21 protein-coding genes are annotated in these 22675 nt (G+C 67.4%); 16 read left to right on the top strand and 5 right to left on the bottom strand.

The features are described from left to right. Nucleotides 1–18: 18 nt before the first annotated feature. Genes ACTIEY_RS12125 through ACTIEY_RS12095 form a run of 7 tightly spaced genes read left to right on the top strand, consistent with a single transcriptional unit; the run spans nucleotide 19 to nucleotide 5120 of the window. Nucleotides 19–852, top strand: a complete 834-nt coding sequence (locus ACTIEY_RS12125; protein WP_439519354.1) for an intradiol ring-cleavage dioxygenase — start codon at nucleotides 19–21, stop codon at nucleotides 850–852. 22 nt (nucleotides 853–874) lie between these two features. Continuing rightward, nucleotides 875–1987 carry a C4-dicarboxylate TRAP transporter substrate-binding protein gene (locus ACTIEY_RS12120; RefSeq protein ID WP_439519353.1) on the top strand — a complete coding sequence of 371 codons (1113 nt, stop codon included), beginning with the start codon at nucleotides 875–877 and terminating at the stop codon, nucleotides 1985–1987. A 6-nt stretch (nucleotides 1988–1993) separates the two neighbouring features. Continuing rightward, nucleotides 1994–2569 (top strand): TRAP transporter small permease subunit, encoded by a 576-nt coding sequence (locus tag ACTIEY_RS12115; protein WP_439519352.1) that lies wholly within the window; start codon nucleotides 1994–1996, stop codon nucleotides 2567–2569. Further along, nucleotides 2562–3884 (top strand): TRAP transporter large permease, encoded by a 1323-nt coding sequence (locus ACTIEY_RS12110; RefSeq protein WP_439519351.1) that lies wholly within the window; start codon nucleotides 2562–2564, stop codon nucleotides 3882–3884. Before ACTIEY_RS12115 ends, ACTIEY_RS12110 begins: the two co-directional genes overlap by 8 nt. Before the next feature lie 10 nt (nucleotides 3885–3894). Continuing rightward, on the top strand, nucleotides 3895–4197 hold the full coding sequence (locus ACTIEY_RS12105; RefSeq protein WP_439519350.1) for a YciI family protein: 303 nt from the start codon (nucleotides 3895–3897) through the stop codon (nucleotides 4195–4197). A gap of 11 nt (nucleotides 4198–4208) precedes the next feature. Beyond that, nucleotides 4209–4511, top strand: coding sequence for a Dabb family protein (locus tag ACTIEY_RS12100; protein ID WP_439519349.1), 303 nt, complete (start codon nucleotides 4209–4211; stop codon nucleotides 4509–4511). A 24-nt stretch (nucleotides 4512–4535) separates the two neighbouring features. Then, nucleotides 4536–5120, top strand: coding sequence for a malonic semialdehyde reductase (locus ACTIEY_RS12095; RefSeq protein ID WP_439519348.1), 585 nt, complete (start codon nucleotides 4536–4538; stop codon nucleotides 5118–5120). Nucleotides 5121–5211: 91 nt separating this feature from the next. On the opposite strand, the gene ACTIEY_RS12090 is transcribed toward ACTIEY_RS12095, so the two are convergent. Then, a complete protein-coding gene (locus ACTIEY_RS12090; RefSeq protein WP_439519347.1) occupies nucleotides 5212–6087 on the bottom strand; it encodes a LysR substrate-binding domain-containing protein in 876 nt (291 codons plus the stop codon). 110 nt (nucleotides 6088–6197) lie between these two features. On the opposite strand from ACTIEY_RS12090, the gene ACTIEY_RS12085 reads away from it, so the two are divergent. From ACTIEY_RS12085 to ACTIEY_RS12065, 5 genes are read left to right on the top strand one after another with little or no spacing between them, the layout of a single operon-like run. Beyond that, the gene (locus tag ACTIEY_RS12085) at nucleotides 6198–7094 is read left to right on the top strand and encodes a dioxygenase (RefSeq protein ID WP_439519346.1); all 897 of its coding nucleotides are present in this window, start codon (nucleotides 6198–6200) and stop codon (nucleotides 7092–7094) included. A gap of 39 nt (nucleotides 7095–7133) precedes the next feature. Beyond that, nucleotides 7134–7949 carry a citryl-CoA lyase gene (locus tag ACTIEY_RS12080; RefSeq protein WP_439519345.1) on the top strand — a complete coding sequence of 272 codons (816 nt, stop codon included), beginning with the start codon at nucleotides 7134–7136 and terminating at the stop codon, nucleotides 7947–7949. A gap of 10 nt (nucleotides 7950–7959) precedes the next feature. Beyond that, nucleotides 7960–9129 (top strand): CaiB/BaiF CoA transferase family protein, encoded by a 1170-nt coding sequence (locus ACTIEY_RS12075; protein ID WP_439519344.1) that lies wholly within the window; start codon nucleotides 7960–7962, stop codon nucleotides 9127–9129. Continuing rightward, a complete protein-coding gene (locus ACTIEY_RS12070) occupies nucleotides 9126–10121 on the top strand; it encodes a Bug family tripartite tricarboxylate transporter substrate binding protein (protein ID WP_439519343.1) in 996 nt (331 codons plus the stop codon). Before ACTIEY_RS12075 ends, ACTIEY_RS12070 begins: the two co-directional genes overlap by 4 nt. A gap of 43 nt (nucleotides 10122–10164) precedes the next feature. After that, nucleotides 10165–11250, top strand: a complete 1086-nt coding sequence (locus ACTIEY_RS12065; RefSeq protein ID WP_439519342.1) for a C4-dicarboxylate TRAP transporter substrate-binding protein — start codon at nucleotides 10165–10167, stop codon at nucleotides 11248–11250. On the opposite strand, the gene ACTIEY_RS12060 is transcribed toward ACTIEY_RS12065, so the two are convergent. Then, nucleotides 11247–12575, bottom strand: a complete 1329-nt coding sequence (locus ACTIEY_RS12060; protein ID WP_439519341.1) for a type II toxin-antitoxin system HipA family toxin — start codon at nucleotides 12573–12575, stop codon at nucleotides 11247–11249. The two genes, ACTIEY_RS12065 and ACTIEY_RS12060, sit on opposite strands and share 4 nt — an antisense overlap. Next, on the bottom strand, nucleotides 12572–12889 hold the full coding sequence (locus tag ACTIEY_RS12055) for a helix-turn-helix domain-containing protein (protein WP_439519340.1): 318 nt from the start codon (nucleotides 12887–12889) through the stop codon (nucleotides 12572–12574). Before ACTIEY_RS12055 ends, ACTIEY_RS12060 begins: the two co-directional genes overlap by 4 nt. Before the next feature lie 226 nt (nucleotides 12890–13115). Here ACTIEY_RS12055 and imuA point away from each other — a divergent pair, with 226 nt between their 5' ends. From imuA to ACTIEY_RS12035, 4 genes are read left to right on the top strand one after another with little or no spacing between them, the layout of a single operon-like run. After that, the gene (imuA, locus tag ACTIEY_RS12050) at nucleotides 13116–13940 is read left to right on the top strand and encodes a translesion DNA synthesis-associated protein ImuA (RefSeq protein ID WP_439519339.1); all 825 of its coding nucleotides are present in this window, start codon (nucleotides 13116–13118) and stop codon (nucleotides 13938–13940) included. Further along, the gene (locus tag ACTIEY_RS12045; protein ID WP_439519338.1) at nucleotides 13885–15183 is read left to right on the top strand and encodes a Y-family DNA polymerase; all 1299 of its coding nucleotides are present in this window, start codon (nucleotides 13885–13887) and stop codon (nucleotides 15181–15183) included. The genes imuA and ACTIEY_RS12045 overlap by 56 nt, the downstream gene beginning before the upstream one ends. A gap of 9 nt (nucleotides 15184–15192) precedes the next feature. Further along, complete coding sequence (locus tag ACTIEY_RS12040; RefSeq protein WP_439519337.1) at nucleotides 15193–18297, top strand: error-prone DNA polymerase; 3105 nt, start codon at nucleotides 15193–15195, stop codon at nucleotides 18295–18297. Nucleotides 18298–18342: 45 nt separating this feature from the next. Beyond that, nucleotides 18343–19173 carry a peptidylprolyl isomerase gene (locus ACTIEY_RS12035; protein ID WP_439519336.1) on the top strand — a complete coding sequence of 277 codons (831 nt, stop codon included), beginning with the start codon at nucleotides 18343–18345 and terminating at the stop codon, nucleotides 19171–19173. Between the two features lie 21 nt (nucleotides 19174–19194). Here ACTIEY_RS12035 and ACTIEY_RS12030 read toward each other — a convergent pair whose 3' ends face one another. After that, nucleotides 19195–21540 (bottom strand): AI-2E family transporter, encoded by a 2346-nt coding sequence (locus ACTIEY_RS12030; RefSeq protein WP_439519335.1) that lies wholly within the window; start codon nucleotides 21538–21540, stop codon nucleotides 19195–19197. A 125-nt stretch (nucleotides 21541–21665) separates the two neighbouring features. Further along, the gene (locus ACTIEY_RS12025) at nucleotides 21666–22655 is read right to left on the bottom strand and encodes a GNAT family N-acetyltransferase (protein WP_439519334.1); all 990 of its coding nucleotides are present in this window, start codon (nucleotides 22653–22655) and stop codon (nucleotides 21666–21668) included. Nucleotides 22656–22675: the final 20 nt, after the last annotated feature.

Genomic DNA, 22675 nt, shown 5'->3' with positions numbered 1-22675 from the left:
CGATCCGGAGACAAGCGTTTGAGAAACCTCGATCAGTACAACATCACCCAGGCCGTGCTCGCGCGCCTGTCGCAGACGCCCGATGCCCGCCTGAAGGAGATCATGACCAGCCTGGTGCAGCACCTGCACGCCTTCGCGCGCGACGTCAAGCTCACCGAGGCAGAGTGGATGCAGGGCATCCAGTTCCTCACCGCCACCGGGCAGAAGTGCGACGACCAGCGCCAGGAGTTCATCCTGCTCTCGGACACGCTGGGCCTGTCCATGCTGACGGTGGCCATGAACAACGACAAGCCCGCCGGCTGCACGGAAGCCACGGTGTTCGGGCCCTTCCACGTGGAGGGAGCGCCCCGGGTGGAACACGGCGCGGACGTGGCCAACGGCGCCCCGGGAGAACCCTGCCTCGTGCGCGGCAGCGTGCGCGGCCTGGGCGGGGAGGTGGTAGCCGATGCCGAGATCGACGTGTGGCAGGCCGATGCCGACGGGCTCTACGACGTGCAGCGCGAGGGCCTGGAAAGCCCGCAGGGCAGGGCGGTGCTCAAGAGCGGCCCCGACGGGCGCTTCCATTTCCAGAGCGTGGTGGCCGAGCCCTACCCGATTCCGGACGATGGTCCCGTGGGCGACATGTTGCGCGCCACGCGGCGGCACCCCTGGCGGCCGGCGCACCTGCATTTCATGATCCGGGCGCCGGGCTACGAAACCCTGGTGACCCACGTGTTCCGTGCCGGCGACCCGTACCTGGATTCGGACGCCGTGTTCGGCGTGCGCCAGTCGCTGGTGGCCGAATGGGTGAGGCAGCCCGATGGCTCCACCGCGCTGGATTTCGATTTCGTGCTCAACCCCGTGAAGACATAAGCCAACCGCAGGAGACAAGACCATGCTCAATCTGAACAAACGCGCCTTCCACCGCACCGCCCTGGCCGCCGCTGTCGGCGCCACCTTGCTGTCTGCGGGTTTGCCGGTGGCCCACGCACAGCAGACCTTCAAGCTCACCATTGCCTCCAGCCACCCCACCACGCTGCCGTGGGTCGGCCTCATGAGCACGCTCTTCGTGCCCGAGGTCAACAAGCGGGTGGAGGCCCTGGGCAAGGGTTACAAGATCGAATGGAAAGAGGCCTACGGTGGCCAGCTCTACAAGATGAACGCCACGCTCTCCAGCGTGGGCGAGGGCATCGCCGACATCGGCTGGGTGTTCGCCAACCTCGAATCGGCCAAGATGCCGCTGACGCAATACGCCACCGTGACGCCGTTCGCCACCGGCGATGTGCGCATGCTGCTGGAGGTGGCCAACGAGATGAACGAGAAGGTGCCCGCCCTCAAGGCCGAGTGGGATCGCAACAACCTGGTGTTCCTGGGCGCTTCGGGGGTGGACACCTACCACCTGTTCACGAAGATGCCGATCAACACCTACGCCGACCTGAGCGGCAAGAAGATCTCGGCACCCGGCGCGGTGGGCACCTGGTTGCGCGGCTCCGGCGCGGTGGCGGTGGACGGTTCGCTCACCAGCTACTACACCGACATCCAGACCGGCGTGAGCGAGGGCACCATTTCCATCTCCACGGGCATCCTGCCCAACAAGATCTATGAGGTGGCTCCGTATGTGACCACGGTGGACATCGGCGCGCTCTACAACGGCGGCATGGCCATGAACAAGGACAGCTTCAACAAGATGCCCCCCGAGGTGCAGAAGATCATCAAGGACGTGGGGCTGGAGTACTCCAAGACGCTGGGCAACACGCTGATGCAGCGCTACGAGGCCGCCCTCAAGTCCATCCAGACGCAGGGCGCCACGCAGAGCGTGCCGGTGAAGGTGGCGCCCATGGCCCCCGGCGAGCGCGAGAAGTGGGCCACCACCATGCCCAACATCGCGGCCGACTGGGTGAAGGCCAACGCCAGTCGCGGCCCGTCGGCGCTGATCGTCAAGACCTACATGGAAGAGCTCCGCAAGCGCGGTGCCAAGCCGCTGCGCGACTGGGACAAGGGCCTCTGAGTCGCCATGAGCTACGAAGCCAACACCAACCTGGACGAGGCGCCCGCGCCAACCGCTCCCAGCAGCCCGTTCGGCCACCTGGTCGACGGGCTCAACGGCCTGGGCTCCATCGTGATCGGCATGGTCATGGTGCTGATGTGTGCCGACGTGTTCCTGCGCAACGCCTTCAACAAGCCCATCGACGGCGTGGCCGAACTGGTGGCCGCTTCCATCATCGTCATCGTGTTCCTGCAGTTGCCCAGCACGCTGCGCCACGGCCGCATGAGCCGGGCCGACTTGTTCATCGACCCCTTCCTGGTCAAGCGGCCGCGCGCCGGACTGCGCTTGCGGGCGTTGTTCTCGGCCTTCGGCATCTTCGCCTGCGGTGTCATTGCGTACGCCACGCGGCCTCTGCTCGTGAAGGCCTGGAACAACAACGAGTTCATCGGCATCGAGGGCGTGTTCACCTTTCCCACCTGGCCCATGGCCCTGGTGGTGACCACGGGGGCGGCCCTGGCCGCCGTGCAGTACGCGCTGCTGGTCTGGCACGACCTGCGCGACAGTGGTACCGCCCCGGTGCGTGGTGGAGATCACCATGAGTGAGTTGATGATCGGTTTTCTGGCGATCGGCCTCATGCTGGTGGCCATCGTGGTCGGCATGCACATCGGCGTGGCACTCATCGTCACCTCGTTCATCAGCGTATGGCTCCTGAAGTCACCCGAGATCGCAGCGCGTTTCGTGGGGGCTGCGGCCAACGATTCGATTCGCGACTACCTCTTCGGCGTCGTTCCGCTCTTCGTGCTCATGGGCATGTTCGTGAGCGTCTCCGGCGTGGGACGAGACACGTTTGACGTGTTCCAGTGGCTGTTGCGGCGCCTGCGCGGCGGCCTGGGCCTGGCCACCGTGGGCGCCAACGCGGTGTTCGCGGCCATCACCGGCATTTCCATTGCGTCGGCATCCGTGTTCACCAAGGTGGCCACGCCCGAGATGATCCGCCACGGCTACACGCCGCGCTTTGCCGTGGGCGTGGTGGCCGGTTCCTCCGTGCTCGGCATGCTGATCCCGCCATCGCTGCTGATGATCATCTACGGGGTCCTTGCAGAGGAATCGATTGGGCGGATGTTTCTGGCCGGTGTGCTGCCCGGCCTTCTGATGGCTGGTGCATTTGCTGCGCTGATCCTGGCGATGGCCTACTTCCTGCCCCACAAGATCTATGCCAGCGGCGCACCGCAGACGGCGGAACAGGCCGATACCGAGACCTGGGCGAGCGCGGCCGTGAAGTTCTTTCCCATCCTGGCACTGGTGGTGCTGGTGCTGGGCGGGCTCTACAGCGGCTTTTTCACGCCCACCGAGGCCGGTGCCGTTGGCGCGGCAGGCGCCTTCGTCATTGCCCTGGTGCGACGTCGCCTCACCTGGCGCAAGCTGTGGAACGTGCTCACCGAGACGGGCTACGTCTCGGTGTCGGTGCTGTTCCTCATCATCGCGGCGTCGCTCTACAGCCGCATGCTGGCGCTCACCGGCATGCCCGCCGGCATCACCAGCGCCATCACCGACATGGGCCTGGGTCCCTGGGGATTCCTCATCGCCTACCTGGCCATCGTGATCGCACTGGGCTGCATCATCGACTCGGTGTCCATCATGCTGATCATGCTGCCCATCGTGCTGCCCATCGCGACAGCTTTCAACATGGACCTGATCTGGTTTGGCGTGCTCACCGTGGTGGCGGTGGAGGTTGGCCTGCTCACGCCGCCGTTCGGCGTGTCGGTGTACACGGTGAAATCTGCGCTCAATGACCCGCGAATCACCATCCGCGACATCTTCGCGGGCGCATTCCCCTTCGTGCTCACGATGATCGCAGTGCTCGTGGTCCTCGCGATCTTCCCGGCCCTTTCCACCTGGCTGGCGCGCATGCAATGAGACCGACGCCATGATCTACATCTTCCACCTGCTCGACAACCCCGGTGCCGGCGAGCTGAGGCAGCGCATCCGCCCGCAGCACAAGGATTACCTCGGCGCCGTGGCCGACCGCATCGCCTTTGCCGGCCCGTTGATGGCCGACGACGGCCACACCATGGTGGGCAGCCTGCTCGCCATCGACTTCCCTGATCGGGAGGCCGCACGGGCCTGGCTGGCGCAGGAACCGTTCACCCAGGCGGGCGTCTATGCCGGCAGCACCGTGCACGCCTTTTCCAACCTCTGGCCCCAGAAGGCCGGTTTCCCCTCCACCTGATGCGACCGAGCATGATCAAACACATCGTCATGTGGAACATCCTCGGCAGCACCGCGGATGAAAAGGCAGGCAACGTGAGCCGTCTCAAGGCCGCGTTCGAAGGCATGCGCGAGCGCATCCCCGGCCTGCTTCGGCTGGAGATCGGCATCGACGAGAGTCGCGTCGATTACGCCTGCGACGTGGTGCTGTACTCCGAGTTCGAATCGCGGCAGGCGCTGGCCGCCTACAGCGAGCACCCGGAGCACTTGCGCGTGCGGCGCGAACTCGAAGGCCTGCGCATCGCGCGCCACCAGGTGGACTTCGAAGTCTCCTGATTCCAACTCCCACTTCTCCCCGCCATGAACCTCGACGCCCAAGCCCTGGACCTGATCTTTCTGAAGGCGCGCACCGCCAACGGCTTCACCAGCGACCCGGTGCCCGAATCCCTGCTTCGACAGGTGTACGACATCGCCCGCATGGGCCCCACTTCCATGAACACGCAGCCCACGCGCTACGTGTTCCTGAACTCTCCCGAAGCACGGGCGCGTCTGCTGCCCGCCCTGACGCCCGGCAACGTCGACAAGACGCGCGACGCACCGGTCACGGTGATCGTCGCCACCGACACCCAGTTCTTTGAATACATGCCGCAGGTCTGGCACAAGGAAGGCGCCAAGGAAAACTTCGAGAGCAATCCGGCACTCAGCGAGGCCACGGCCACCCGCAACGGCACGCTGGGCGGCGCCTACTTCATCATCGCCGCGCGCGCCCTCGGGCTGGACTGCGGGCCCATGAGCGGCGTGGACCTGGCCAAGGTCAATGCCGAATTCTTCCCCGATGGCCGCTGGCGCGCCAACTTCCTCATCAACCTCGGCCAGGGCGACGACAGCAAGCTGTTCGACCGCAATCCACGCCTGAGCTTCGAGCAGGCCTGCCAGATCCTGTAAACCAGTTGTGGTCGATCCGGCGCCGCGCCGCCCCAAGCCGGATCAGCCCCCTCAAGGGGCAGCGACCCGCGCAGCGGTGGAGCGTGGGGGCTCAGCCAGCCGCCCTGCGGATGACGGAGGCCATGTGCTTCACGATGGGAGAGCGGTTCGCGCCTTTCTTCCACAGAAGGCCTGGCGTGCGGATGGGCGTCGGGTCTTCGATCGGCACCACGCGCAAGTCCACTGCCGGTGTCACGGCGGTCTCGGCAATGATGCCGGCCAGGTCCGTCTGGCGAATCAGTTCGATCATGGGCGCGATCGAATTCAGCTCGGCGATCACCAGCGGTTGGGCGCCGGCGGCTTCAAAACAGTCGTCCAGCAGCTTGCGAGTGGAGAACTGCGCCGGCAGCAGAACCATGCGGCAGTGATGCAGCTCGACCATGCGCACGCGCCGCCGACGCGCGAGCGGGTGCGAGGCGGCCACCACCAGACGCAGTTCCTCGTTGTAGAGCGGTTCGAACCAGAGCTCGGTTCGGTCGTTCGGCCGGTACGACACCCCCAGGTCCAGGTGGCCGCTGACCAGGCGCCGTGCGATCTGCTCGGCCGAGAGTTCTTCCACGCTCACCTTGGTGCCCGGGTGGTGACCCAGAAAGGCGGACACGCACAGAGGCACCAGCCGTGTGTTGAAACTGTGCGTGGCGCCAATGCGCAGTTCGCCCGCCAGCGATTCGGGCGCGTGCTTGAGCGATTGCAAACCGCGGTCGATCTGCTGCAGGGCCGGCATGAGGTGGCTGCGCAGCATCTCGCCGGCCTCGGTCAGCGCCACGCGCTTGTGGGCCCGGTCGAAGAGCACCAGGCCGAGCTCTTCTTCCAGTTGCCGGATCTGGTGCGACAGGGTGGATTGCGTCACGTGCAAGCGCTCGGCCGCTCGCGTGAAGTTCTGGGTTTCCGCCACGGCGTCGAAGTAGCGCAAGTGCCTGAGTTCCATTGCAAGCTCGCTGTTTCAGGTATCGATGTCATCGATCATAGCGGTCGAAAATCATCATTTCCATCGTCATCAACCCACCCCTAGACTCACGCCATAAAAGGAGACAACCCATGGCTCAACTCGAAGCCGGCGACATCACGCAGGCGGTCATCGACCGCCTCGCCGACTGCACCGATCCCCGTTTCAAACAGGTCATGAGCGCGCTGGTGCGCCACGCCCATGCTTTCGTGCGCGAAGTCGAACTGAGCGAAGAGGAATGGATCTCCGCCATCGGCTTCCTCACCGAGACCGGCAAGACCTGCGACGACAAGCGCCAGGAATTCATCCTGCTCTCGGACACGCTGGGCATTTCCATGCTGGTGGTGGCCATCAACCAGCTCAAGGCGGCACGCGCCTTCCAGGACGCTGGCGGCGGCAAGAGCACACCCACCGAGGCCACGGTGCAGGGCCCCTTCTACTGGGAAGGTTCGCCCGAACTCGAGCTGGGCAGCGACATCGGCGAGCAGATGCCCGGCGAGCCGGCCTACTACCACGGCACCGTGACCGACACCCAGGGCAAGCCCATTGCGGGGTGTTGCCTGGACGTGTGGTCGGGCGACGGCGACGGTGTGTACGACATGCAGATGGGCAGTGATGCCGGCATGCGCCTGCGCGCGCGCTTTCGCACCGATGCGAAAGGCCAGTACCGCTTCTGGTCGATCAAGCCTTCGTTCTACCCGGTGCCCGATGATGGCCCGGTGGGCGCCATGCTGCGCCGCATGGGAAGGCACCCCAACCGGCCGGGCCACATCCACATGAAGGTGTACGCGCCAGGCCACCAGACCGTGACCACGCACCTTTTCGTGGCCGACAGCCCCTACCTCGATTCGGACGCCGTGTTCGGCGTGCGCAACAGCCTCATCGTGCCGTTCGATCAGCACCCGCCCGGCACCGCGCCCGATGGCCGCAGCATGAACGTGCCGTACCACAGCGCCACCTACGACTTCCGCCTCGTCCCTGCCGCCTGACCGGCCGGCATTCCCTGTTCCTCTCACTGGAGATCTCTCTTGAAAATCGGCAAGGCCACCGTGCCCGAGTCCGCCATCTGTGCTTCCAACCCCGACACCATCGTGGTGCGCGGCCAGGACCTGTGCCAGGACCTGATCGGGCAGGTGAATTTCGCCGACTACTTCTACCTGCTGCTCACGGGACGCAAGCCCGACGAGCCTGCCAGCGCGGTGCTCAATGCCACGCTGGTGGCCATTGCCGAGCATGGCCTGGTGCCGAGCGTGCAGGCTGCGCGCATGACGCTGGCCGCCGCACCGGATGCGCTGCAGGGCGCGGTGGCGGCCGGCATCCTGGGTTGCGGTTCCGTGATCCTCGGGGCTTCCGAAACCGCAGGCCGCCTGTTCGACGAGATCGACCAGGCCGCGCCCGCACACGGTGGCGACCTGAATGCGGCCGCCCGCACCGTGGTGGGCGAGTGGCGCGCGCGCAAGCAGGCCGTGCCCGGCTATGGGCACCCGCTGCACAAGGCGCGCGATCCGCGTGTGGACGCGCTGTTCCGCGTGTCGAAGCAGGCCGGTGGTGGACAGCGTTTCGTGCAGATCGCCGAAGCGGTGGAAGCCGTGCTGCCCGATGTGATCGGCAAGGAGCTCAAGCTCAACGTTTCTGCTGCCATACCGGCCGTGCTGCTGGGTTTGGGCTTTCCGCTCAATGCCCTCAAGGGGGTGCCCATGCTGGCGCGCTGCGCGGGTCTGATTGCCCACATGAGCGAAGAGCTGGAGACACCCATCGGTTTCGCGCTGTCGTACCAGGCGACGCGCGAACTGCGCTACACCGGCACCGTGCCCGAGGGCTTCGTGCCCGACCAGAAGCTGTGAGGCATTCGACATGACCCAGGTACTCAAAGGCCTTCGTGTGGTGGAACACGGCACCTTCATCACGGGGCCGGCGGCCTCGATGATGCTGGCCGACATGGGGGCCGAGGTGGTGAAGGTGGAACTGCCCGGCACCGGCGACCCGTTCCGCGCCTTCAAGGGCGGGCTCTACAGCCCGCACTACCAGACGTACAACCGCAACAAGCACAGCGTGGCGCTGGACACGCGCAAGCCGGCCGACCTGGAAACCTTCGACCGGCTCATCGAGGGCGCGGACGTCTACATCCAGAATTTCCGCCCCGGCTTTGCTGAACAGATCCACGCCGGTGAGGCGCGCCTGCGCGAACTCAACGATCGCCTGGTGTACTGCGCCATCAGCGGTTTCGGGCAGGACGGCCCGGCCGCCAGCCGGCCGAGCTACGACACCGTGGCGCAAGCGGCGAGCGGCTACCTGCGCCTGCTGGTGAATCCGGCCAACCCGCGCGTGGTGGGCCCGGCCATTGCGGATGCCATGACCGGCTACTACGCGGCCTTCGGCATCCTGGGAGCGTTGTTCGAGCGCCAGAGCACCGGACAGGGCCGCAAGGTGGAGGTTTCGATGTTCGAGGCCATGGCGCATTTCAACCTCGACGCCTTCACCCACCTGTTTTCCGTGGGCGAGGTCATGGGCCCCTACAGCCGGCCCAGCGTGTCGCAGTCGTACGTGCTCGAATGCGCGTGCGGTGGCTGGATCGCGCTGCACATGTCTTCGCCTGAAAAGTTCTGGCAGGGCCTGGCCAACGCCATGGAACGGCCCGACATCTTCGAGGACGAACGCTTCGCCAGCCGGCCTGGCCGCATTGCGAACCAGGACGCGCTCATCGATCTGCTGGGCGGCATCTTCAAGGGCCGCACGCGGGACGACTGGTGCGCCCGCCTGGTGGCCCAGGACGTGCCGCACGCCCCCATGTACCGCACCGACGAAGTGCCCGAGGACGCGCAGGCCAAGCACTTGCAGCTCTTCGTGGACACCCACCATCCCGTGATGGGCGCTTCGCGCACGGTGCGCTCGCCCCTGAGCTTCGACGGCCAGCGCAGCCTGGACGTGGCCCCGCCGCCCACCCTGGGCGAACACAACGCGCTGTACGCGCACGGCTGGCCCGCCAGCACCCTTGATACCCGCCACAAGAAGGAGACCGCATGACCCGATTCCCACGCCAGCCCAGCCGACGCGAAGCCCTGATCGGCTTTGGCGCAACGGCCGCAGGCCTGACGCTGCCACTGAGTGCCTTTGCGCAGGCCTACCCCGACAAACCCGTGCGCCTGATCGTGCCTTTCGGTCCTGGCACCACCACCGACATCATTTCGCGCGTGGTGGGTGAGGGCATGGGGCGCGAGCTCGGCCAGCCGCTGGTGGTGGAGAACCGCGCCGGCGCAGGCGGTTCGGTGGGTTCGCAGCAGGTGGCGCGTGGCGCGGCAGATGGTTACCAGATCGTCATGGGCACCGTGGGCACGCACGCCATCAACGCCACGCTGTTCCGCAGCCTGCCCTACGACCCGCTGAAGGACTTCGCGCCCATCGCGCTGGTGGGCTACACGCCCACGCTGCTGGTGGTCTCGGCCCAGGGGCCGATCAAGACGCTGGCCGACCTCAAGGCGCGTGCCGCCCAGGGGCAGGGCGTGAGCTTTGCTTCGGCCGGCAACGGCACCTCGGGCCACCTCGCGGGCGAGCTGTTGAAGGCGCGCCTGGGCGGCCAGATGCTGCACGTGCCCTACAAGGAAGGCGGCATGGCCATGAACGACGTGATGGGCGGCCGCGCCGACTTCATGTTCTACCACCCCGCCGCCGTGCTGCCGCACATCCAGGGCGGGCGCCTGCGTGCGCTCGGTGCCTCGAGCGTGCAGCGCAGCGCCGCCGCGAAAGACGTGCCGACCATCGCCGAACAGATCAACGCGGACTTCGACCTCGTGGCGTGGTTCATGTTGTATGCACCTGCAGCCACGCCGGCACCGGTGCTGGCGCGCCTGCGCCAGGCCGCCGCCACCGCGCTGGCCAGCCCTGAAGTGGCGCCCAAGCTGGCCGCCCAGGGCGTGGAACAACGCCCGCTGGGTCCCGATGCCATGGCCGAATTCGGCCGCGCCGAGGTGACCAAGTGGGCCGCGCTGGTGCGCCAGTCCGGCGCCCAGGTCGATTGAGTTTTCAGCGTTCGCACACCCAGACCCACAACAGGAGACAAGCATGAAACGTTCGACCTTCGTCCGACTCGCCGCCTCGACCGCCGTCGCCATCAGCCTGCCCATGGCCGCTTCGGCCCAGCAGGTGATCAACCTCACCGTGGCCTCCAGCCACCCCACCACCATTCCGTGGGTGGGTTTCATCCCGCAGGTGTTCATGCCCGAGGTGGACAAGCGCCTGGCCGCAGGCGGCAAGTACAAGGTGCAGTGGAAGGAAGCCTTCGGTGGCCAGCTCTACAAGGCCAACGCCACGCTCACCTCGGTGGAGCAGGGCATCACCGACATTGGCTGGGTGTTCAGCTACCTGGAGCCGGCGAAGATGCCGATCAGCCAGCTCAGCGTGCACACGCCCTTCGTCACCAGCGACACACGCATCGTGCTCGGCGCCATGAACGAACTCATCGAGAAGAACCCGGCGTTCAAGAACGAGTGGGACAAGTACAACCTGGTCTTCCTGGGCGCCACTGGCTCCGACACCTACGACATCTTCACCAAGTTCCCGGTGAAGTCGATCGAGGACCTGCGCGGCAAGAAGATCTCCGCGCCCGGCATCCTGGGCCAGTGGCTGCGCGGCGTGGGCGCCACGCCGGTCGATGGCGCGCTCACCACCTTCTACACCGACATCCAGACCGGTGTGTCCGATGGCGTGGTCTCGCTGGCCACCGGCATCCTGCCGACCAAGATCTACGAAGTGGCGCCGTACATCACCAAGGTGAACATGGGCGTGGTGTTCTCGGGCGGTCTGGCCATCAACAAGGACACCTGGGCCAAGCTGCCACCTGAAGTGCAGGTGGCCATGCGCGAAGCCGGCGCCGAGTACTCGCGCCGCCACGGTGAAGACCTGGTCCAGCGCCACGAAACGGCCATTGCGCGCATGGTCGAGGTGGGCAAGACGCAGAACCCGCCCGTGACGGTGACGCCCATGTCCGAAGCCGACCGCCGCAAGTGGATCGACCAGTTGCCTGCACTCTCGCAGGAATGGGTGAAGAACAACGAAGCGCGCGGTACGCAGGCCAAGGCGCTGCTCTCGCAGTACATCGCCGCCGTCAAGGCGCGCGGTGCGAAGCCCGAGCGCGACTGGGAACGCTAGAGCCGGCCCCGGCGGGATCTCTGGTCCATGGCTTGCACCGCCGGTACCGCCAGGAAATGCGCCAGCAGGCGCTTTTTCTGTTCGGGCATCAGCTCGCTGGCTTCGATCAGGGCCGGCCAGGTGGCCAGCGCACGGGAAACGGTGTCGCGCAGCACGGCGCGCACGCGCGTTTCCAGCAGGCCGCTGGCGTTGCAGAGCTGGCGCACCAGCGCGGGCGTGAGCAGGGCGCGGTCGGGCGCGCCGGGGTAGAACTTCAGCGCGTGGCCGCGCCCGCCCAGGTAGGCGGCGTAGGCCACCACGTCGTAAGCAGGGCTCAACGCTGGCGTGCGGCCATCGGCATAGATCACGCCGAAGTTCTTCACGTGGGCGTCGTAGTTGCCCAGCATCTCGTTGACCATGAGCCGGCGCAGCAGCTCGTGCGTGGCCTCGTCGCCCAGGCCCATGGATTCGCGCAGCGTGAGCAGCAGCGCGGCGTAGTGGGCGCGTTGCTGCGGGTCCTTGTATTTGTCCAGCGGGTCCAGGCCCAGCACCTGGGCGAAGTCTTCGCAGTGAATGTGGCGCGCGCCATCGCGATCGAAGCGTTCCACCGCCAGAAAGTGCGCGCCGGCGTTGAGCACGAAGGGCTGGTCGTGCAGGTCGATGTCGCTCACCGGGCGCAGGCTCGCCTGGCACACCTGCACGCCCGCGGCGTGCGCGAGCTGCAGCGACAGGTGTTCCACCTCGGGCAGCAGGGCGTAGTCCAGCGCGGGCAGCTTGGCGATGATGTGCAGGCCGTCGGAGCGCGCGCGCGTGCGCGCCACGTAGCGGCCCCCCTTTTCCACCAGGCCCAGCTTGGGCTGGATGCCCGAGAGCGACACCGCACCGGCCACGGGGTCATCGACCACGCTGGGTTCCAGCGCGTCCTGATGCTGCGTGACGATGGCGGCGGTGGCCATGCGGCTCTGCGCTGATGGCGTGGCACGCACGGCGCCGGGCAGGTCGTCGCCGCACATGGCCAGCAGGTCGAAATGGTCGTCGGGTGCGCAGCCGCGCAACTGTTCCAGGTGCCGGCGCAGAGGCCCTTCGGGCAGCAGGTTCTGGAAGAAGCGGGGCAGGCGCTCGCCTACGCCATTGAAGAACGGTTGCACGGTGTACTGCGCCACGAAGGCGGCGCGGTCGGTGGGGTCGTTGAAATGGGTGGCCCACGAGAGCACCGGTGCCTGCGCATCGAGCCAGTAGGAAGGTTCGGGTTGCAGCCGCGTGATGGCATCCGCGCCCTGGCCGTACTGGAACAGCACGCCCACCAGGCGCGTGCCGATGAAGACGTCGAGGCTGCGAAACCTCATCGGACGTGCCCTGGTGTGCCCGTGTGGCGCGCCAGCAGCCGCTCCACGTCGCTGAGCACGCGTGGGGTGCTGGCCTGTTCCGCACCGGCGCTGCGCAGCGATGCGGCCATCTCCTTGGGTACCAGCGCAAGTTCAAGCCCGAGTTCGTCGGCCAGCGCCATAAGGTTGTTGGCCCGCAGCGCGGTGCGGCCTTGCAGCGCCTGGCGCACGGCCAGTGGGCTCAGCCCCGTGCGCTCGGCCAGGGTCTTGTAGGGGAGACCGCGTGCGAGACGCGCTGTTTCCAGTTCGGCGGCAAGGGCTTGGAGAGTGTTCATTTGATATACAAAACCATCTTATTTTGATTGGATAAAATTTTAATATTGTTTCTTACGAAATTTAAAATAAGTTAAGTATCTATAGACTAAAAAAAGATAGTTTAATTGTCAAGGCCCAACCTTCAAACTTCTGACTCAAAGACCCTTGCCGATGGACAGTGACAGGGGTTTCGGATACTGTACGTTCATACAGTTTCAGGCTTTCCGTTTCCCACCACCCTACGCCATGCAGCCCGCCATCGACTGGCAGGAGGACGATCCGTCTCCCCCTGCCGTTTCCCCGCCTTCCCGTCTGGTGCAAGCCCCGGGCGGATGGTCGGCCGCCGTGGCCTCGGCCCTGTGGCGCGGGGACCAGCTGGGCACGCCGGTGTCTGCGGTGTGGCCCAGTGGCTTTGCTGCGCTGGACGCGCACTTGCCCGGTGGCGGCTGGCCCGGCCATGGGCTCACCGAAATCCTCACGCCGCACAGCGGCACGCTGGAATGGCGCCTGCTCGGGCCGGCGCTGCGCCAGGTGTGCGCCGCCGGGCAACCGGTGGTGGTGATCGGTCCGCCGCTGGCGCCGCACCTGCCCGGCCTGCGTTTCGAAGGCATCGACGAACGTCGGCTGGTCTGGGTGCAGGCCGATTCCGCTCCCGAGCGTCTGTGGTCGGCCGAGCAGCTCATCAAGGCCCAGGCCTGCGGTGCCTTGCTGGTGTGGCTGCCGCAGGCGCGGGCGACGCAGATCCGCCGACTGCAGGTGCTGGCCGCCAGCTTCGAATCGCCGGTGTTCGTGTGCCGGCCCAGCCGCGCGCTGCGCGAGTCCTCGGCCGCGCCGCTGCGCCTGCAGGTGCGTGTGGGGATCGACTGGGAACTGCACGTGCGCATCGCCAAGCGCAAGGGCCCGCCGCTGGATGAAACCCTGCGCCTGGCCTCGGTGCCAGGCGGCCTGCAAGCCTTCATCACCCCCCGGCTGCGCCAGCCCAGCCGGTGGACGCCCCGCGAAGAAGAGGTCGACCATGTTGTGGTCCGCGCTCCTGCCCAGCCCAGCCGACACCACAGCCCCGCGCACTGAAGCCACGCAGCGCGCGCTGGCCACCTGGGCCCTGCAGTTCACGCCGCGCGTGGCGCTGGTGGACGAGGCCGTGCTCATGGAGGTGCAGGCCAGCGTGCGGCTGTTTGGCGGCAAGCGCGCGCTGCGCGACCGCGTGCTGGGCGAGGCGCGCGAACTGGGCGTGGCTCAACTCGCCTGGGGACCCAACGGGCTGGCCGCGCTGGCGCTGGCGCGCGCCGGCATCGAGAACGGCTTCAAGCGGACGCTCGATGCCCTCCTGGACACCTTGCCCATGGCCACGCTGAGCGCCACACACCCGCACCGGCTCACGCTCGAACACATCGGCTGCCGCACGCTGGGCGACGTGCGCGCGCTGCCACGCGGCGGCATCGCCCGGCGTTTCGACCAGCACCTGCTCAAGGCCCTCGATCAGGCCTACGGCCTCGCGCCCGAGGTGCATGAATGGGTGGCACTGCCCGAGCATTTCGAAGAGCGGCTCGAACTCATGGCGCGCGTGGAACAGGCGCCGGCCCTGCTGTTCGGGGCGCGGCGCCTGTTGCTGATGCTCGGCGGCTGGCTGGCGGCACGGCGCGCGGGGGTCACGGCCTTCACGCTGAAGTGGGCGCACGACGCGATGCGCTCACGCGTGGCGGGCGAGGGCGGCGAAATCACCATCGGTACCGCCGAGCCCACGCGCGACATCGAGCACCTGTGCCGCCTGCTGGCCGAGCACCTGGCGCGGGTGGTCTTGCCCGCACCCGTGGGCGACCTGGTGCTGGTGGCCACCGAGGTGCGGCCGCTGCACGAGGTCAGCGCCTCTTTGCTCCCCGATGCCGTGCGCCAGGGCGAGAAACTGGGCCTGGTGCTGGAGCGCCTGGCGGCCCGCCTGGGGCCACAGCGCGTGCTGCGCCCGGTGCTGCGCGAAGACCACCGCCCTGAATGGATGTGCCACTGGCAGCCCGCTGCGCAGGCCTTGCCCCGGCACGGCGCACCCGCCACCGGTCTGCCGCAACCCGGCTTCGTGCTGCCGGTGCCGCTGCGCCTGCTCGTGCGCGAGCACCGCCCGCTCTACCAGGGTGAACTGGTGCTGCTGCTCGGACCGCAGCGCGTGGAAGGCGGCTGGTGGGACCGCGTGGGCGACGAAGACCGCAACGTGGTGCGCGACTACTGGGTGGCCCTGTCGCCCGAGGCCGGTGTGGTGTGGGTGTTCCAGACGCGGCTGGCCGAGTCGCCGGGCTGGTTCCTGCATGGGCATTTCGCCTGAGGCTGCGCCATGAACGCGCCTGTGCTGCCGGACTACGCCGAACTGCGTTGCCTCTCCAACTTCAGCTTCCTGCGCGGAGCCAGTCACCCCGAGGAACTGGTGGAGCGCGCGAAGAAGCTGGGCTACCAGGCGCTGGCCATGGTCGACGAATGCTCGCTGGCCGGCGTGGTGCGCGCCCACGTGGCGGCCAGGGAACACCAGCTCACGCTGCTGGTCGGCAGCCAGTTCCAGGTGCGGTGCGACGCACCCTTCACGCTGGTGGTGCTGGCCTGCAACCTGAATGGCTACGGCAACCTCTGCGAGTTCATCACGCGCCTGCGGCGCGCCTCGCCCAAGGGCAGCTACCGCCTCACGCTGGACGATGTGCAGGCCGATGCGCTGGCCGACTGCGTGGTGATCGCCGTGCCCGACCGCCACTGCGACCAGGAGGCCCTGGACACGGTGGCGCGCTGGCTGCTGCAGCACTTCACCGGCCGCTGCTGGCTGGGCGTGGAGCAACTGCGCCGTGTGGACGACGAAATGTGCCTGCACCGCCTGCGCCAGAGCAGCGAGCTGACTGCCGTGCCGCTGGTGGCCGTGGGCGACGTGCACATGCACGTGCGCTCGCGCAAGCCCCTGCAGGACGTGCTGACCGCCACGCGCATCGGCAAGCCGCTCACCGAATGCGGCTTTGCGCTGGAGCCCAGCGCCGAACAGCGCCTGCGCCTGCGCTCCACGCTGGCCAACCTGTACCCACCCGAGCTGCTGGCCGAGACGCTGGCGGTGGCCGCGCGCTGCCAGTTCTCGCTCGACGAATTGCGCTACCAGTACCCGAGCGAGGTGATTCCCGAAGGCGAGACGCCGCCCAGCTACCTGCGCCGCCTCACCGATGAAGGCGCGCGCAGGCGCTGGCCGCAAGGCACGCCCGAGAAGTTCGCGCAACAGATCGAGCACGAACTCGCGCTCATCACCGACATGCAGTACGAGCACTACTTTCTCACCGTGCACGACATCGTGGCCTTTGCGCGCTCGAAGGAGATTCTTTGCCAGGGCCGGGGTTCGGCCGCCAACAGCGTGGTGTGCTACTGCCTGGGCATCACCGAAGTGGACCCGGCGCGCGCCACCGTGCTGTTCGAGCGTTTCATCTCGAAAGAGCGCAACGAGCCGCCCGACATCGACGTCGACTTCGAGCACGAGCGGCGCGAGGAAGTGATCCAGTACCTGTATGCCAAATACGGCCGTGAACGCGCCGCGCTCACCGCCGCCGTCATCAGCTACCGGCCGCGCAGCGCGCTGCGCGACGTGGGCAAGGCCCTGGGTTTCGAAGAAGGCCTGCTCGACGCGCTGGCGAAACAGTCGCGCTGGTGGAACGGCCGCGAGATCGCACCCGAGCGCCTGCGCGAGGCCGGCCTGGATCCGGAAAGCCTGAAGGTGCGGCAGTTGCTGGACATCACCGCCGATCTCATGGGTTTTCCGCGCCACCTCTCGCAGCACACCGGTGGCTTCGTGCTCACGCAGATGCCGCTCTCGCGCCTGGTGCCGATCGAGAACGCCACCATGAAAGACCGTACCGTGATCGAGTGGGACAAGGACGACCTCGACGCGCTGGGCCTGCTCAAGGTGGACGTGCTCGCGCTCGGCATGCTCACGGCCCTGCGCAAGGCCATGGCGCTGATCGGCCAGAAGGAAGGCCGCACCTTCACGATGCAGGACATCCCCGACGACGACACGCCCACCTACGACATGGTCTGCGCCGCCGACACCGTGGGTGTGTTCCAGATCGAAAGCCGCGCGCAGATGAGCATGTTGCCGCGCCTGAAACCGCGTCGCTACTACGACCTGGTGATCGAGGTGGCGCTGGTGCGCCCCGGCCCCATCCAGGGCGGCGCGGTGCATCCCTACCTGAACCGGCGGCAAGGCAAGGTGCCGGTCACGTTCCCCGGGCCCGAGGATGGCAAGGCCCTGCGGGAGGCGCTAGGCCGCACCCTGGGTGTGCCCATCTTCCAGGAGCAGTGCATGCAGATCGCCATCCTGTCGGCCGGCTTCACGCCCGGCGAGGCCGACGGCCTGCGCCGCGCCATGGCCGCCTGGAAGCGCCACGGCAACCTGCACAAGTACCAGGAGCGGCTCGTCCAGGGCATGACCGATCGGGGCTACGAACTCGAATTCGCGCAGAGCGTGTTCGAGCAGATCAAGGGCTTCTCCAGCTACGGCTTTCCCGAAAGCCACGCCGCCAGTTTCGCGCTGCTGGTGTATGTGAGCGCGTGGATCAAATGCCATCACCCGGCCGAATTCCTCACCGCGCTGCTCAACAGCCAGCCCATGGGTTTCTACACCCCCAGCCAGCTCGTGCAGGACGCGAAACGCCATGGCGTGGAAGTGAGGCCGATCGACGTCCTGCACAGCCAGTGGGACAGCACCATGGAAGGCGAAGGTGTCCGCCTGGGCCTGCACCTCGTCAACGGCATCCGCAAGGACGCCGCCGAGCGCATCCTCACCACCCGCGCCCGGCAACCGCTGCTCAACGCACAGGACCTCGCCCGCCGGGCCAGCCTGGACCAGTTGCAGATGAAACACCTGGCCGCTGCCGACGCGCTGGCCGGCCTGAGCGGCCACCGCCGCCAGCAGGTGTGGGACGCCGCGGCCCTGCAGGCACCGCCCGCGTTGCTGAAAGGCGCGCCCATTGAAGAAGCCCCGCTGGCCCTGCCCGAAGCGCCCGAAGGCGAGGCCATCGTGTGGGACTACGCCAGCACCGGCCTCACGCTGCGCCGCCATCCGCTGGCGTTGCTGCGAGCCGAACTCGCGAAACGAAGACTCATGAGCGCGGAGCAACTCAAGGACGCACCCAATGGAAGGCTGGTGCGCCACTGCGGCATCGTCACCCTGCGCCAGCAGCCCGGCACCGCATCGGGCGTGGTGTTCGTCAGCCTGGAAGACGAAACCGGCGTGGTGCAGGTCATCGTCTGGCGCCACCTGCGCGAGCGCCAGCGCCACGTGCTGGCCAACTCACGCCTGCTGGCCGTGCGCGGCGTGTGGCAACGCGAAGGCGAAGTCACCAACCTCATCGCCGGCCATCTGGAAGACCTCACGCCCCTGCTGCGGGGCCTGTCGACGGTGAGCCGGGATTTTCATTGAGTCGGGAAGGACTACAGTGGGCCTTCCACCCCGGAGGAACTCCACATGAACGCTCGCCAACACCTCGCTGTGCTCCTGTGCCTCCTCGCCAGCGCGGGCTCCACGGCCCGCGCGCAACAACCTCCACCGCTTGAAGACGTGCGCGACAACACCGCGCTGCTCAAGGCCTTCGTGACCGTCAATGGCCAGGTCATTCCCAACATCCATGCCGACATCCTGGCGCGCGAGCAGATGGGCCAGGGCGCGAGCGATGGTCCTTCGTTGCGCACCAGCATCCGCGACACGCTCATCAACCAGGCGCTGATGGCGCAGGCCGCCCGCGCCGTGGGGCTGGACCGCGCCACGCTGGCGGCGGCGCAGATCGAGCTGGCCACGCAGGCTGCGCTGGTGAAGATGTGGCAGCAGCGCGAGGTGTCGCTGCATCCCGCCAGCGACGAAGACCTTCAGGCGGAATATCTGCGGCAGGTGGCCGGGCTGGGCACTGTGGAATACCAGTTGCGGCACCTGCTGGTGGCCGATGAAGGGTCGGCGCGCCGGCTCATCCGGCTGATCCAGAAGGGCACGCCGATGGTGGACCTGGTGGTGGCGCATTCCACCGACATGGGCACACGCACCACCGGCGGTCTGGCGGGCTGGGTGCCGCGCGGGCAACTGCACGCATCGCTGGCGCAGGCCATGGACGGCCTGCAGCCTGGCGCCATGGCCCTCAAGCCGGTGCGCAGCCCGGCCGGCTGGCATGTGCTGAAGCTGGAGGCCTCGCGTCCGCTGGCGCCGCCCAGCTTCGACGCCATCCGCCCGCAGGTGGGGCGGGTGCTGGCCGAGCGGATGCTCGATGCGCAGCTTCAGGTGTTGCGCGCCAGCGCGAAGATCGAGTGAGCGGCCCCGGGGCGCTCGACTTCAAGCCCGCTCCGGGTCCACGGCGTCCACCTGGGCGTCCGCGCCCTTCGGAGGCGCAGGCGAAACCGTGCGCTTGCGCAGAGGCGCCATGATTTCCTCGGCCAGGGATTCCAGCAGCCTGGCGTCGCGCAGGCTCATGGTGCGGGGTTCGGTGTCGTGCAGGCACAGCGTGCCCAGGACATGGCCTTCGGCGTCGCGCAACGGCGCACCGGCGTAGAAGCGGATCTCGCTCTCCATCAGCACGGGGTTGCCGGCAAAGCGCGGGTCTCGCTGCACATCGGGCACGACCATCACCGCGCCGCCCACCACCACGTGCCCGCACATCGACACACTGCGCTCCGGCCCACGTTCGGGGTCCCCTGTGCCGGTACGCCCCGACTGGGTGGAGTCGCCATGGTTGTATTGCCACTGGTCATCGATCAGCGTGATCATGGCCGTGGGCACGTCGAAGATGTCGGCGGCGCGCCGCGCCGCGCTGTCGAACGTGCCACGCAGCGATGCGTCGAGCATGCCGCTCTCGCGCAGCGCACGCACGCGCTCTTCATCCTCGTCCCTGAATTGGGCGGGAGTCCAGCCCACCGCGCCCACGCGGTCCAGCCGGGCCGAGACCTCGGTCACCAGGGCGTTGATCGAGCCGACGGCTGCGTCCACCCCCCAGTCGGCGATCGGCCATGCCGCGATCTCCGCGCCCTCGACATTCCACAGCGCCAGCACCACCTTGGAGTCTGGCCAGCGGCGCTTGAGCCGGCGGGCGAAATACTGCGCATGTTCCTGCGGCGTGGGACTGAAATAGGACAACACGAACACCTTGGCACCTTCGGAACCCAGCGACGCGATGAGCTCCGCGGTGACGGTGCCTGCCGCCGTGGTTGCGGCCCTTGCGGCCACGCCGTCCAGCGCCAGCGCGTGGGCCGCCATGCCGGCGCCCAGCGTGTCCACGGTCCAGCGGCTGCCAATGCACAGGGCCTCCAGTGGCACCTCGGGCCGCTCAGCGGGAAAGCGTGTGCGCAACTCTTCAATGACCGCTGACATGCCGCTGACCACCCGGTGGCGGTGCTCCGCCGATGCCTCCTGCGAGCGGTGGTCCACCGTGGCCATGCGCAGCACCGGGATGCCGACGTCCTCGTAGAACTGGCGTGGACTCGTCGCATCCACCGCCTCGTCAGCCAGTTCGATGGCATCGGCGCTGTTGCCGGCCAGGAGCCGCTGGTACATGCGGGTGGATGGCTCCAGTGCAGGCCGGCTGCCCAGCATCACGTCCAGGAACGCCAGTTGCGGCAGATGCCGGCCAAACACCAGCAAGCACACCGTCAGCGGTGTCGACAGCGCGAGCCCGACCGGACCCCACAGGGCAGTCCAGAACGTCGCGGCGACGATCAGCGACATGGTGGAAAGACCCGTGCTCGCGCCGTAGAGCCAGGGTTCGATGATGTTGTTGCTGATGAGCTCCAGCACCGCGATCAGCGCCAGCGCCCACAGCAGCATCGACCAGCCCGGATCGACCGCCACGGCCAGCATCAGCGGAAACACGGCGCCCACCAGCGCGCCCACGTAAGGGATGAAGCGCAGCACCGCCGACACCAGCCCCCACAGCAGCGCGCCGGGAACGCCGATCAACCACAGCCCCGCCGCCATGGGAATCGCGTAGCAGAGGTTGACGATCAGTTGCATCGTCAGGTAGCGCGTGACACGCTGGCCCGCATCGTTGAGTGCGTCGGTGGTGCGGTGGACGCTGCCCCCCAGCAACCTCACCAGGCGATCGCGCAGGTCACCCGGATTCAACAGAACCAGCACGAGGTAGATGAGGGTGGTGGCAAAGATCGCAGCGGGCGGGCCGAATCGCTCCAGCCAGAGGCCCACCGTCGCATACGCCCCGGGCGTCACCGGCACCACTTCCACACGGGCCGGGCGGCGCTGGGCAGGCGCCGAGCCTTGCTCCAGTTGCCCCTGCGTCTGGGCGATTTCCGATTCCACCGCGTCGAGCACCCGGCTCGCCTCGCTGAAGACCCCCGGTGCACGCAGGTGCGCCCGCAGTCGGTCGAACTTGGTCGCGATGTTGCTCTGGTAGGTGGGCAGTTCCTTGCCCAGCTCGCGCACCTGCCCGGCCATGAACAGACTCAGCCCCACCAGCGCGCCGAGCGTGACGAGCACCACCGCAATCACCGACACGGCGCGGGGAATCCCGAGACGCCGCATGCCTTCGGAGAGCGGTGCCAGAACAAACGCCAGCAGGGTGGCCAAGGCCAGCGGAATCAGCAGGTCCTGTCCGAAATAGAGCGCAGTGACGACCACGGCCGCCGCCAGCAGCCGTTGGGGCAACGGCAGGGATGTTTCTGATTCCTGCAAACCGCTTCTCCTCGATACGGCACAAAAAGATCCCTGCCCGGTGGCATGGCCTGCCCGCTGCTGCCGATAGCACTATAAGTTGAAGCCCGAGTGCCTGGACATCGCCAGTGCACAGAGGGTTTTCTTCACCGACCCTCGATCTTCTTTCTCACCACCACGTTGCGCTGCGTGACGCGAAACCCGCAGTGTTCATAGAGCCTCGCGGCTTCATGCTCATTGTCGGCGTCCACGCCCAGAACCGACTCGTTCATGCCCGCGTCGCGCTGTGCCCGCAAGGCACGCACGATCAGCGCGCGCGCCAGGCCACGCCTTCGCCAGGGCGCGCCGACGCTGATGAACTCGGTCTCTCCACGCCGCCGGTTCTGGGTCTGGTTCTGCTCTTCGTTGATGAAGGGCTTCACCTGTCCAGCCACCTGGTTGGTTTCAACGTGCCAGGCCACTTGCCACAGGTGGGGCTGGAAGGTGGGCAGGGTGGTCCAGCGTTCGAAATCGCCCGGCCTGGCGGGCGCCACGCCCCAGTGGTCTTGCAGCGCCTCCATGTGCGCGTCGAAGATGGATCGCAGATGGTCGGGCTGCACGCGGCGCAGCTCGAAGCCTTCTGGCAGCGGGAAGTCGGGGATGTCGTCCAGCGTGGCCCGTTCCATGCGCAGAAAGTGACGAGCGGGCGCATAGCCCGCGCCCTGCAGGAAGGCGGCACGACTGGTTTCGCCTTCGGTCACGAACACGTGGTGCACCGACGCGGCTGCGCCTTGCGCCTGCGCCACCTCGCGCTGGCGTGCTTCCACCCAGCGCAGCAACTGGCCGCCCACACCCCGGCGCCGGAACGCCGGGTGCACGAACCCGATCTGCCCCTGCACCAGGATGCCTTTCTCGTCGATCCACTGCGCGGTTCGCACGTAGCCCACCAGGCGGTCATTCACTTCGGCCATGGCGACGTCTCTGGCCGCGTCGAAATTGGTGAAGCTGGCGTAGTCGCGCCGAATGTGTTCGGGCGTGCGCACCCAACCCATCGAGTCCGCGGCAAACACGGCGTTGGCGACCTCGGCCATCGCAGGGAAGTCGCCGTCGCCCGCGAAAGGGCGAAGGCGAAGGCCGGGCAGGGGGCTTTCGATCATGGCGATGGGTGTCTCCTCTT

Origin of the sequence: Hydrogenophaga sp., from assembly GCF_051858985.1 — a bacterium.
Lineage (GTDB): Bacteria > Pseudomonadota > Gammaproteobacteria > Burkholderiales > Burkholderiaceae_C > Hydrogenophaga.
This window is presented reverse-complemented; position numbering and strand designations above follow the sequence as displayed.